The following is an 11967-nucleotide window of genomic DNA, read 5'->3' as shown; positions in this document are numbered from 1 at the left end:
GGGTCTGCCGGACCGCGGTCAGGCGATCTTGAATCGGGCCACCGATTGCCGCAGTTCTTCAGCCATCGCGGAGAGTTCACGCACCTGCGCTGCGGTCGAGCGCGTACCCTCACCGGTCTGTTCCGTCACGGCGAAGATGTGCTGGATGTTGCCGGCCACCTCGTTGGCCGATTCGGCTTCACGGAGTGTCGCGTTCGAAATCTGCTCAATCAGTTCGGCCAGCCGGCGCGACACGCGGTCGATCTCGGACAGCGCAGTACCGGCGTTGTCGGACAGCTTGGCCCCTTCGACCACACCCTGCGTGGAGCGCTCCATGGCGGCCACCGCGTCCTGCGTGTCGGTCTGAATTGCCTTCACCAGCGCCGCAATCTGGCGCGTGGCATCTGCGGAGCGTTCGGCCAGCCGCTGCACTTCTTCCGCCACCACCGAGAAGCCGCGACCGGCTTCACCGGCGGACGCGGCCTGGATGGCGGCGTTCAGGGCCAGCACGTTGGTCTGCTCGGTAATGTCCGAGATCAGTTCCGTGATTTCACCAATCTCCTGCGACGATTCACCCAGTCGCTTGATGCGCTTGGAAGTTTCCTGGATCTGGTCACGGATGGCATTCATACCGCCGATGGCATCCTGCACCGCCTGAAGACCGGACTCTGCGGCCTGCAGCGAAGAACGCGCCACACGGGCCGATTCCTGGGCCTGACCGGACACCTGGTTGATGCGCTGCGCCATGTCCAGCACCGACTGGCCGGTTTCGCGGATTTCACGCAGCTGTTCGGTGGACGCTGCCAGCAGTTCGGTCGAGGTACTTTCCACCGCCGACGTCGTCTGTGCAACCCGCGTGGCCGTGGCCTGCACGTTGCCCACCAGAGAGCGCAGTTCTTCCACCGTGTAGTTCACCGAGTCGGCGATGGCGCCGGTGATGTCTTCGGTCACGGTGGCTTCCTGCGTCAGGTCGCCTTCGGCCACCGTCTGCAGTTCGTTCATCAGTCGGAGAATGGCCGCCTGGTTGGCATCGTTCACGCGCTTGGCATCCTGCTGCTGCGATTCCGCCGCGACCCGCTGGCCTTCGGCGATCAGCTGACGTTGGCGGCTTTCCAGCAGCTGCACGTAGGCCAGCGCGGCGCCACAAGCCAGCGCAAACAGCGCCGAACCGATCATGGCAAACAGCTCGATACCCCCCAGACCCGAACCTGCAGACAGCTGCGACTGCAGTTTTTCCAGACCGGAACGCAGGGGTTCGCTGTCGGAGATCACGGCTGCCTGAGCTTCGCGGGCGGCCACCAGACCTTGCAGGTTGCCCAGAATTGCGCCGGCGTCGGTGCGGGTCTGCTCGTACAGCTTGAGCAGCGCTTCCAGGCGTTCGCGGACCTGTGCGTCGCTGGTGGACTTCAGCCGAAGTTCGGCGCTGCCATTGAGCAGGCCTTCCGCGATTTCCTTGAAGGTGTTCAAGTCCTTGCCCAGCAGGAACACGGCCTCGGGGCTCACGCCTTCCATCGTCAGGAATTCGTTGGCCGATTTGCCGATGCGCTGCGTCAGCATCACCAACTGACCGGACGCGGAAATTTCGGTCGGCGGAGCGCCCAACTGAAGCTTGAGCGACGACACGGTCTCTGCGATCTCGAGCAGATCGGACGACTGGCGGTTGATCGAGCGAAGGGCATCACCCACCTGGGTCAGGATCTTCTGCTGTGACAGCACGACGTTGGCGTTGCGCTCCGCGCCATCCACCTTGGGCATCAACTCACCCAGCTGCGATTCGTATTCCGGTCCGAGTGCCGCCAGGCCGATCTCGGTGGCGCCATCCTTGAAGCCGCGCACGTTGCGGGCCAGCACATTGGCGCTTTCCTTCACCTCGGAGAAGGCCGCCGGATTGCCCACCAGTGCCTGCGACACGCTCTTGGCCAAACGTTGCGACTGCATCAGCGCCTGACCGCTGGCCGCCACCTGCTGACCCAGCTTCTCAGTCTTGTTCAGGACGAAGAACACCACCGCCGCCAGCAGCACAACAGCCACCAACAGCAGCGAGCCGAGAATCCGGCGGTGCTGTTCAGCAGAGCGCCGACCCAACACCGGCAGGCTCACCACGCCCAGTTCGATCTCCGCCTCTCCTGGCTCCGGACCCATGCGGCTCTCGGCAAAGTCGGCGTCGTTGCGCGAGGGTGCGAGCCCGTCGGCAGCGGCTTGTGCCAGATCCTGGGCGGAGAGATCGCTCAGATCGGGATCGACGGCTTCCTTCTTGCGGAACATTCCCTGGATTCGATCAAGCATGGCCATGAAAAAACCTTCCAACTGAAAAGCGGAGCCGTGTCGGCTCCTTCAACTTATGTCCGCCCTGACGAATCGTGGCTTGTCCCGATCGGGAAATCACGCAGCAATCGCCAGAAATTCTGTATCGCCTGCCAGTGCCTGCAGGTTCAGCTCCTGCCACTCGCGACCTTGTGCATCGGTGAATCGTCTGGAGAACCAAGCGGGTGCCTGCGCCTGCGGGCTCTCATCCATCGCATTGAACATGGCCGGGTTGCGCAACCCCATCAGCCTGTCGATCCACAGCACGGCGTTGACGCCAAGTGCCGCATGAAGACTCACGAGACGGGATTCCGAGGTGACCCGTTCGAGGGTAGACCCACCACCGGGAGCACCGTCCCTTGCCGCCAGCTGCCCAAGGTCCACCACACCGTGCAGACCGCCTCGCAGGCTGGCCACTCCGACATACCAGGGCTTGGTGTATGGCACCGGCTGCAGGTTGGCCCAGGAAAAAATTTCGCCGGACTGCACCAGGGGGATCAGATAACGGTGCCCGCCCGCTTCGACCGCCAGCCACGACGCTGTGGCTGCCTCCGTTCGCGCTGCCGTCAGCCGCTCGGCAAGGCGCACCTGCAAATCTTTGAGTGATTGTCGGTTGGCCATGCTTGGGGGAGTTCTTCAGACGGCACGCGACCCGGGTCAGCCCAGGGCGCGAATCTTGGTCAGCAATTCTTCGGCGTTGACCGGTTTGGTCACATAGTCCCGGGCGCCTTGGCGCATGCCCCAGACGCGATCGGTTTCCTGATTCTTGCTGGTGCACATGATGATGGGGATGTCGGAATACTGGGGATCGCGAGCGATCGCCCGGGTCAACTGAAATCCATTCTGACCGGGCATCACCACGTCCATCAAAATCAGTTCCGGCTTTTCTTCGCTGAGCCGACGAAAGGCCTCTTCCGCATTCTCAGCGGTGCGCACTTTGTAGCCATTTTTTCCCAGCAGGTCCGAAAGAACCATCAATTCGGTCTTCGAATCGTCCACAACGAGAATCTTCTGGATGGTCATCATGCAGCTCCGGTGAGATGGGCGCCAAACTGCTGCACAGCCTGCAGCAACTGGTCTTTGGTGAAAGGCTTGGTGAGGTATTCCTGAGACCCGACCATGCGGCCGCGCGCCTTGTCGAACACGCCATCCTTCGATGACAGCATGACGACAGGGATGCCCGCAAACCGGGCGTTGCGCTTGATGATGGCGCAGGTCTGGTAGCCGTCCAGACGCGGCATCAGGATGTCGCAGAACACCAGATCGGGCTGGTAGTCGTTGATCTTGGCCAGGGCGTCAAAGCCGTCCTCGGCCAGCAGGACCTCGTGGCCCCCCTGCTTGAGAAAGATCTCGGCGCTACGGCGAATGGTGTTGCTGTCGTCAACCACCAGAACCTTGAAAACGGGTGTCGTCACGGCAAAGTCACTCCAGGCAGGTGGGGTTACACATCGGACGCAAGAACCGGACTCACCTGAAGAGCAGCCGGCCTTCGAAATGCGTCAGATCTGGACCATTTCAAAATCGTCCTTGCGCGCGCCGCACTCCGGACACGTCCAGTTCATGGGCACATCGGCCCAGGCAGTTCCGGGCGCAATGCCATGCTCGGGCGAGCCCGCGGCTTCGTCGTAGATCCAGCCGCAGATGAGGCACATCCAAGTCTTGGTTTCGGTCATGTCAGCGAGGGCATTGTCATAGAATCCGGCCATTGTATCGAGCCACGGAGGGCTGCCGGAGGGCTCAGGCTGCTGGTAATCCCCCGGATTCCGGCTGCAGCAAAAACGCGACGGACCCTGCGCACTTCCATGCCCCAACTCCCCGACCCATCTTCCCCCGCGGGCCCCACGCAACCCGGAGAAGCCTCGTTGCCGTGCGTCATGGTCTTCAACGCCAACGACCCCAGCGGCGCCGGCGGCCTGTCGGCGGACCTGACAGCGATGTCCAGCGCCTCGGCGCATGTCCTGGCCGTGGTGACCGGCACCTACGTGCGCGACACCTCCGAGATCCACGACCACATCGCCTTCGACGAGGAGGCGGTGGCCGACCAGGCCCGCTGTGCCCTGGAAGACATGCCGGTTCAGGCCTTCAAGGTCGGCTTCGTGGGCAACCCCGAGAACCTCAGCACCATTGCCGGCATCACGACCGACTACTCCGAGGTCCCGGTCATCACCTACATGCCCGACCTATCGTGGTGGGACGAGCTGGCGATCGAAACCTACCTGGACGCCTGCGTCGAACTGCTGCTGCCACAGACCACGGTGCTGGTGGGCAACCACAGCACGCTGTGCCGATGGCTGCTGCCCGAATGGGAAGGCGACCGTCCACCCAACCCGCGCGAGGTCGCGCGCGCCGCGGCCGTGCACGGCGTTCCCTACACGCTGGTGACCGGCTTCAATGCCGCCGACCAGTACATCGAAAGCCACCTGGCCAGTCCCGAAGCAGTGCTGGCCACGGCGCGTTACGAACGCTTCGAAGCCACCTTCAGCGGCGCTGGCGACACCCTGTCGGCCGCGCTGTGTGCGCTCATCGCCTCGGGCGCCGACCTGCAGTCGGCCAGCGCCGAAGCCCTCACCTACCTGGACCAGTGCCTGGACGCCGGTTTCCAGCCGGGCATGGGCCATGCCGTTCCTGACCGCCTGTTCTGGGCGCACGAGGACGATGAAGAAGATGCCGACGGCGCCTCGGGCGATCACGAAGAGGCGCCCGACAGCCAGCTGGACGCCGGCGACTTCCCACTGGACACCACCAAACATTGAGCATTCCCATGAGCGACCGCAACCTCGACCTTTTTGAACGCGCCAAACAGCTGATCCCCGGCGGCGTGAACTCGCCCGTGCGCGCCTTCCGAGCCGTCGGCGGGACACCGCGCTTCGTGCAGCGCGCGCAAGGCGCCTATTTCTGGGACGCCAACGGCGAGAAGTACATCGACTACATCGGCTCCTGGGGTCCGATGATCCTGGGCCACGGCCACCCGGCCGTGCTCGACGCGGTGCAGAAGGCTGCGCTGGACGGCTTCTCGTTCGGCGCACCGACCGAGCGCGAGGTCGAACTGGCCGAAGAAATCGTCAAGCTGGTGCCCAGCCTGGAAATGGTGCGCCTGGTCAGCTCGGGCACCGAAGCCGGCATGAGCGCAATCCGTCTGGCGCGCGGCGCCACCGGCCGCAAGACCATCATCAAGTTCGAGGGCTGTTACCACGGCCATGCCGACGCTCTGCTGGTCAAGGCCGGCTCGGGCCTGGCCACCTTCGGCAACCCGACCAGCGCCGGCGTGCCGCCCGAGGTGGTGCAGCACACGCTGGTCCTGGAATACAACAACGTCGAGCAGATCGAGGCTGCCTTCGCGCAGCACGGTGCCGACATCGCCTGCGTGATCATCGAGCCGATCGCCGGCAACATGAACTTCGTGCGCGCCAGCGTGCCGTTTGTGAAGCGCATCCGCGAGCTCTGCACGCAGCAGGGCGCGCTGTTCGTCTTCGACGAGGTGATGACCGGCTTCCGCGTCGGCCTGGGCAGTGCGCAGGGCCACTACGCCTCGCTGATCCCGGGCTTCGAACCCGACATGACGGTGATGGGCAAGGTCATCGGCGGCGGCATGCCGCTGGCGGCCTTCGGCGGCAAGCGCGCGGTGATGGAGCAGCTCGCTCCGCTGGGAGGCGTCTACCAGGCCGGCACGCTGTCGGGCAACCCGATCGCCACAGCCTGCGGTCTGGCCACGCTGAAAGAGATTCAGAAACCCGGCTTCTTCGAAGCGCTGTCGGCGAAGACTCGGTCACTGGTGGCGGGCCTGAAGGCCGCGGCCGACGCCGAAGGCGTGCCTTTCAGCGTGGACTCCCAGGGTGGCATGTTCGGCTTCTTCCTGATGCCCGAGCTGCCGCAGAACTACGCCACCGTAATGAAAACGGAGGGAGCGAAGTTCAACACCCTGTTCCACGGCCTGCTGGACCGCGGCGTGTACATCGCCCCGGCGCTGTACGAAGCCGGCTTCGTGAGCGCAGCGCACACCGACGAAGACATTGCGGCGACCGTGGCGGCGGCGCGCGAGGTGTTCAAACAGCTGGGCCGCTAAGGCCTGGACCCTTTCGGGTGCCGTTTTGCCTGGGCCTGCGGCCCGGGTGCAACGGGAGCGACGCCCAGGACGGCGTTGATCTCCGTCGATACCGCAACGATCAGGTCGATGACGCGTTGTGCCATGGGCGAATGGCTGCGGTTGCGCAAGCTGACGACGCCCATTTCCGAGAAGAGGGGCGGCATGTCGCTGATCTGCAGGGGCACCAACAGCCCCGCCGCCAGCTCGTTGCGCACCGCTGCAGCGGTGACCCCGAGCACGACGTCGGTGGAGAGCGCGACCGAGCGCAGCAACGCCACGTTGTCGCACTCCAGCGCCAGTCGCAAGGCCTGACCCGGCGGCAGACCCAGCAGCCCACTGAGCGCGGCACGGATGGTCCCGGGCAAATGGACGGTTGCCATCCCCAACTCCCAGACCGCGGTCAGCGACGTTGCCTGGCCCGCCAGCGGGTGGTCGGCTCGCACAAAAAAGCCACCGTACTGGCGCCCCAGCGAACGGGTTTCCAGCGCCACTTCGTCCGGTATGCCTCGGACATCGGCGACAAAAAATTCGATGTCCTGCGCGACGAGTCGTTCAAACAACTGCACGCTGTGCCCTTCAGTGACCCGCAAACCCACACGGGGATGGCGTTTGCGAAGCTCGGGCAACACCACTGGAAGAATGGTGGCCGCGGGCATCGGTCCCATGCCAAAGGCGATATCACCCAATTCGGCTTGTCCGTAGAGCCGCATGTCACGCCCCAGGCCACTGGCCTCCAGCAGCAACAGGCGGGCACGCTCGATCAGGAACTGACCCGCCGGGGTCGGACAGACATCGCCGGCACGCCGGTCAAACAGGCGTTGCCCGAGTTGCCGTTCCAGCGCCTGGATGCTGCGGCTGAACGCGGGCTGGCTCAGGCAAACGCGCTCGGCAGCGCGCGCGAAATGGCGCTCGTCGGCCAGGGCGAGCAGGTGGGGCAAGCGGCGCAAGTCCATGCTCGCAATGCTCTCAGCGCATCAGGAGCATGTCAAGAATGCAATGGACGCATGACGGTACGCTGCCTAAGCTGTGCCGCTGCATCGGTTCCTTCATTCAAAAAAGCCGGAGACAACACGTGAACCCCCAACTGCAAAACGCACTCATCGTGTCCATCATGCTGGGCTACGGCCTGATGGAATACGCTACGCGCCGCTACAAAGACACGGTGCACGCCAGCGCCGACGACACCAAACTGGAACTGTTCATGTTCCTGAGTCTGCTGGCCATCGCGCAGCCGCTGGCCATTCTTGCCACCAACAAGCTGTGCCTCTGGCTCTTGCCGCAGCACCTGGGCGCGCTGGCCGACCTGCCCTGGTGGGGCATGGTGCTGATCCTGCTGGTGGGGGATGACTTTACGCAGTACTGGTGGCACCGCCTGTCGCACTCGCCGCTGCTGTGGCCGCTGCACCGGGCGCACCACACCGCCAAGTACATGAGCATCCGAATCACCTACCGCAACAACTTTTTCTACTACCTGATGATGCCGGGGCTGTGGATCGGCGGCGTGCTGGTCTACCTTGGCCTGGGCAAGGTGTATGGCATTTACATCGTGGTGAAGCTGGCGGTCATCCTTGGCGCCCACTGCGCCTGGCGCTGGGACGAACCGCTCTACCGCCTCCCGGCCCTGCGTCCTCTGATGTGGCTGGTAGAGCGCACCATCTCCACGCCCGCGACCCATTGGGCGCACCACGCGCTGACCAACAGCGACGGGGTCGGTCACTACAAAGGCAACTTCGGCAACCTGCTGTTTGTGTGGGACCTGATTTTTGGCACCGCCCACATCACCCGTCGCTATCCCGCGAAAGTGGGTCTTCAGGACGACCTCCTCTACGGCCAGGAGCGCTGGTATCACGAAATGTTCTTCCCTCTGCTCCAGTCGAAACGGGAGCACTCGGCACTGACCAAAGGTGGACGGGCCTACGCGGAGGCGGAGACCCAGGCCGATGCGCCGCGGGCAGCTGCATGAACCGCTGCTGGACCGCCAGCAGCGCCCCATCTGGAAGTTGAGGCGTGCTGCGCGGCGCGGAGGAGTCTGTCAGTGCCTGAAGTGGCGCACGCCCGAGAACACCATCACCACACCCCGCTCGTTCGCCGCGTCGATCACCTCCTGATCGCGCATCGAACCGCCCGGCTGGATCACGCAGGTCGCTCCGTGGTCGATCACCACATCCAGACCGTCGCGGAACGGGAAGAAGGCGTCGCTGGCCACGGCCGTGCCCTGCAGCGACAGCTTGGCGTGTTCGGCCTTGATGCTGGCGATGCGCGCCGAGTCCAGGCGGCTCATCTGGCCAGCGCCCACACCCATGGTCATGCCGTCCTTGCAGAACACGATCGCGTTGCTCTTGACGAACTTCGCCACCTTCCAGGCGAACATCAGGTCGTCCAGCTGCTGCTCGCTGGGTTGCAGCTTGGTCACCACCTTCAGGTCGGCGCGTTGCAGCACATGGTTGTCGGCGCTCTGAATCAGCATGCCCGAACCCACGCGCTTGGTGTCGCTGAGGTTCAGACCCTTGTCCCAGGCGGTCGGGCCACCCGGCGGCAGGTCGATCTTGAGGACTCGCACATTCGCCTTGGCCTTGAGGATCGCCAGCGCTTCGTCGCTGTAGCCAGGCGCCATCAGCACCTCGACAAACTGCTTGCTGACCGCTTCGGCTGCGGCCATGTCCACCGGACGGTTGAACGCAATGATGCCGCCGAAGGCGCTGGTCGGGTCGGTCTGGAACGCCTTGCTGTAAGACTCCAGCGCGTCCTTGCCCACGGCCACGCCGCAGGGATTGGCGTGCTTGACGATCACGCAGGCCGGCGCGTCAAAGCTCTTGACGCATTCCCAGGCCGCGTCGGCGTCGGCGATGTTGTTGTAGGACAGTTCCTTGCCCTGCAGCTGCTGCGCCGTGACCAGCGAGCCCGGTGCCGGGTAGAGGTCGCGGTAGAAGGCGGCGGTCTGGTGCGGGTTCTCGCCGTAGCGCAGGTCCTGCAGCTTGACGAAGCGGCCGTTGGCCTGGTCGGGGTAGGCCTTGCGCTGCGGCTCGCCGCTGAGCGTGCTGCCTTCGGCACCGAACTCGACCGACGACAGGTAGTCGCTGATCGCGGCGTCGTAGTTGCTGATGCGGTTGAACGCGGCGACCGACAGGCCGAAGCGCGTCTTGTCGGAGAGCTTGCCATGGGCCTTGAGCTCGTCGATCACGCCGGCGTACTGCGCCGCGTCGGTCAGCACCGCCACGTCTTTCCAGTTCTTGGCCGCACTGCGCACCATCGCCGGGCCACCGATGTCGATGTTCTCGATCGCGTCTTCCAGCGTGCAGCCGGCCTTGGCCACCGTGGCTTCAAACGGATAGAGGTTGACCACCAGGATGTCGATGGTCTCGATGCCGTGCGCGATCAGCGCGGCCATGTGCTCGGGCACATCGCGGCGCGCCAGCAGGCCGCCGTGCACCTTGGGATGCAGGGTCTTGACGCGGCCGTCGAGCATTTCAGGGAAGTGGGTGACCTCGGCCACCTCGGTCACCGGCAGGCCCTTTTCCGCCAGCAGCTTGGCGGTACCGCCGGTGGAAATCAGTGCCACGCCAAGGCCTTGCAGGGCCTGGGCCAGCTCGACGATGCCGGTCTTGTCGGAGACGGAAAGGAGTGCGCGCATAGGGTGGGGTCAGGAGGTTTGAAAAGGGGCGATCGCGTTCAGTCGATCAGTCGATCAGTCGATCAGTTTGTGTTCGAGCAGCTTCTTGCGCAGGGTGTTGCGGTTCAGGCCCAGCCACTGCGCAGCGCGCGACTGGTTGTTCTGCGATTGCTGCATCACGACTTCCAGCAGCGGTTTCTCGACCGCCTTGACCAGCATGTCGTGCAAGCCGGCCGGGTCGGTGCCATTGAGGTCGCGGAAATAGTCTTCGATGCTGGCACGCACACAGTCGTGCAGTTTGTTGTTGCTCATGCCGCCAGTTTCCAGTCTTCTCGGTTGTTGTTTTCTTCGCGGTGCCCGGCCGCAGCCCAGGCATCCAGGCTGTCGCGCACGCAGGTCATTTGCGCCTCGGCCGTGGTCAGGGCGTTGATGCGCTGACGGAACTTCGACGCTTCGCCAGCGGCCAGGGGCAGCGACTGCGCATACCAGCCCAGGTGCTTGCGCGCGCTGCGCACGCCGGTGTACTCGCCGTACAGGCTATAGTGATCTTCGAGGTGATCGAGCAGCCAGGCCTTGACTTCCATCAGGTCTGGTGCAGGCAGTTCTTCGCCGGTCGCCAGGTAGTGGGCGATCTCGCGAAAGATCCAGGGCCGGCCCTGGGCTGCGCGGCCGATCATCAGGGCGTCGGCGCCGGTCTGGCGCAGCACTTCGGCCGCCTTGCGCGGGCTGTCGATGTCGCCATTGGCGACCACCGGAATCCTCACACTTTGTTTGATCGCCGACACGGTGCCGTGCTCAGCGAAACCCTTGTAGCCCTGCTCGCGCGTGCGGCCGTGCACGGTCAGCATTTGCACACCCGCTGCCTCAGCGGCCCGGGCAATCACGGGCGCATTCTTCACGTCCGCGCACCAGCCCGTGCGCATCTTGAGGGTGACCGGCACACCGTGCGGCAGGGCCGCGGCGACCACCGCCTCGACGATCTGCAGCGCCAGTGCTTCGTCCTGCATCAGCGCCGAGCCAGCCCACTTGTTGCAGACCTTCTTGGCCGGGCAGCCCATGTTGATGTCGATGATCTGCGCGCCGCGGTCGATGTTGTAGCGCGCGGCGTCGGCCATCATCTGTGCGTCGGTGCCGGCGATCTGGACCGCGATCGGGCCGGGTTCCCCACTGTGGTCGGCGCGGCGCGAGGTCTTGAGGCTGTCCTGCAGGTCGGGCCGGCTGGTGACCATCTCGCTGACCGCATAGCCCGCGCCCAGGCGCTTGCAGAGCTTGCGGAACGGCCGGTCCGTCACTCCCGCCATGGGCGCAACGAACAGGGCATTCGGCAGGGCGTACGGACCCAGTTGCATGGCGATGGGAGAATGGACTGGAGGGAGGGTGTCGCGGCGAAGGCGGCGTCGCCCCACGCGAAAGGGATGCGCATTGTATCTGCCTGTTTTTTCAGCAGGCGATATCCGTGCTCCGCTGTTGCAAGCCGATACCTGTGAACGACGCATGCCCGACTGGCTGATTTCCCTGCTGCACTGGCTGGCCATGCCCGAGGCAGGTCTGGGCACGCTGTTCGTGGTCTCGTTCGTCTCGGCCACGCTGCTGCCGGTCGGCTCCGAGGCTGCGCTGTTCGGACTGCTCAAGCTCAACCCCGACCTGTTCTGGCCCGCCATCGCGGTGGCGACCGTCGGCAACACCCTTGGCGGCGCGCTCAACTGGTTCATCGGCGCCGGCGCGCACCGCGTGATCGACCGGGCGCGCCACAAAAAGACCGAGCTGCACGCACTCGACTGGCTGCAGCGCTTTGGTCCCAAGGCCTGCCTGCTCTCTTGGCTGCCGATCATCGGCGACCCGCTGACTGCCGTGGCGGGCTGGCTTCGTTTTCCCTTCTGGCCCTGCGTGGTGTACATGGCGATCGGCAAGCTGCTGCGCTACCTGGTGATGACCGCCGCCTTGCTGTGGCTGTTCCCTGGGGGACTGCCGCTGTGACACGCCAGCACCT

Annotated in this window: 13 protein-coding genes; 4 read left to right on the top strand and 9 right to left on the bottom strand. The window is 64.6% G+C overall.

What is annotated here, in order from left to right; all coding sequences use genetic code 11:
- Positions 1-18 precede the first annotated feature (18 nt).
- The 5 genes from ACLIJ1_RS08915 to ACLIJ1_RS08895 form a co-directional block, all read right to left on the bottom strand.
- Positions 19-2271 (bottom strand): methyl-accepting chemotaxis protein, encoded by a 2253-nt coding sequence (locus ACLIJ1_RS08915; protein WP_411365157.1) that lies wholly within the window; start codon positions 2269-2271, stop codon positions 19-21.
- A 90-nt stretch (positions 2272-2361) separates the two neighbouring features.
- Positions 2362-2904: a chemotaxis protein CheW gene (locus ACLIJ1_RS08910; RefSeq protein ID WP_411365156.1), complete on the bottom strand. Its 543-nt coding sequence runs from the start codon at positions 2902-2904 to the stop codon at positions 2362-2364.
- A gap of 36 nt (positions 2905-2940) precedes the next feature.
- Positions 2941-3306 (bottom strand): response regulator, encoded by a 366-nt coding sequence (locus ACLIJ1_RS08905; protein WP_411365155.1) that lies wholly within the window; start codon positions 3304-3306, stop codon positions 2941-2943.
- The gene (locus ACLIJ1_RS08900; protein ID WP_411365154.1) at positions 3306-3698 is read right to left on the bottom strand and encodes a response regulator; all 393 of its coding nucleotides are present in this window, start codon (positions 3696-3698) and stop codon (positions 3306-3308) included. Before ACLIJ1_RS08900 ends, ACLIJ1_RS08905 begins: the two co-directional genes overlap by 1 nt.
- Positions 3699-3782: 84 nt before the next feature.
- Entirely contained in the window at positions 3783-3956 is a 174-nt protein-coding gene (locus tag ACLIJ1_RS08895; RefSeq protein ID WP_411365153.1) for a rubredoxin, read from the bottom strand.
- Positions 3957-4085: 129 nt separating this feature from the next.
- Between ACLIJ1_RS08895 and ACLIJ1_RS08890 the strand changes: the two genes are divergently transcribed.
- Positions 4086-5036, top strand: a complete 951-nt coding sequence (locus tag ACLIJ1_RS08890; protein WP_411365152.1) for a bifunctional hydroxymethylpyrimidine kinase/phosphomethylpyrimidine kinase — start codon at positions 4086-4088, stop codon at positions 5034-5036.
- Positions 5037-5044: 8 nt separating this feature from the next.
- Entirely contained in the window at positions 5045-6346 is a 1302-nt protein-coding gene (gene hemL, locus ACLIJ1_RS08885) for a glutamate-1-semialdehyde 2,1-aminomutase (protein ID WP_411365151.1), read from the top strand.
- Here hemL and ACLIJ1_RS08880 read toward each other — a convergent pair.
- Positions 6343-7320, bottom strand: a complete 978-nt coding sequence (locus tag ACLIJ1_RS08880; RefSeq protein ID WP_411365150.1) for a LysR family transcriptional regulator — start codon at positions 7318-7320, stop codon at positions 6343-6345. The two genes, hemL and ACLIJ1_RS08880, sit on opposite strands and share 4 nt — an antisense overlap.
- Positions 7321-7439: 119 nt before the next feature.
- On the opposite strand from ACLIJ1_RS08880, the gene ACLIJ1_RS08875 reads away from it, so the two are divergent.
- Positions 7440-8330, top strand: a complete 891-nt coding sequence (locus ACLIJ1_RS08875) for a sterol desaturase family protein (protein ID WP_411365149.1) — start codon at positions 7440-7442, stop codon at positions 8328-8330.
- Positions 8331-8399: 69 nt separating this feature from the next.
- On the opposite strand, the gene purH is transcribed toward ACLIJ1_RS08875, so the two are convergent.
- The 3 genes from purH to dusB are packed head-to-tail and all read right to left on the bottom strand — an operon-like array spanning position 8400 to position 11326.
- The gene (purH, locus tag ACLIJ1_RS08870) at positions 8400-9998 is read right to left on the bottom strand and encodes a bifunctional phosphoribosylaminoimidazolecarboxamide formyltransferase/IMP cyclohydrolase (protein WP_411365148.1); all 1599 of its coding nucleotides are present in this window, start codon (positions 9996-9998) and stop codon (positions 8400-8402) included.
- Positions 9999-10052: 54 nt separating this feature from the next.
- On the bottom strand, positions 10053-10289 hold the full coding sequence (locus tag ACLIJ1_RS08865; protein WP_411365147.1) for a helix-turn-helix domain-containing protein: 237 nt from the start codon (positions 10287-10289) through the stop codon (positions 10053-10055).
- Positions 10286-11326 carry a tRNA dihydrouridine synthase DusB gene (dusB, locus tag ACLIJ1_RS08860; RefSeq protein WP_411365146.1) on the bottom strand — a complete coding sequence of 347 codons (1041 nt, stop codon included), beginning with the start codon at positions 11324-11326 and terminating at the stop codon, positions 10286-10288. The genes ACLIJ1_RS08865 and dusB overlap by 4 nt, the downstream gene beginning before the upstream one ends.
- A 145-nt stretch (positions 11327-11471) precedes the next feature.
- Between dusB and ACLIJ1_RS08855 the strand changes: the two genes are divergently transcribed.
- On the top strand, positions 11472-11954 hold the full coding sequence (locus ACLIJ1_RS08855; protein WP_411365145.1) for a YqaA family protein: 483 nt from the start codon (positions 11472-11474) through the stop codon (positions 11952-11954).
- Positions 11955-11967 lie beyond the last annotated feature (13 nt).

Origin of the sequence: Hydrogenophaga sp. RWCD_12, from assembly GCF_046604225.1 — a bacterium.
In the GTDB taxonomy this organism is placed as follows: domain Bacteria; phylum Pseudomonadota; class Gammaproteobacteria; order Burkholderiales; family Burkholderiaceae_C; genus Hydrogenophaga.
The sequence above is the reverse complement of the archived record's forward strand: the minus strand, read 5'-3'. Positions and strand labels throughout refer to the sequence as shown.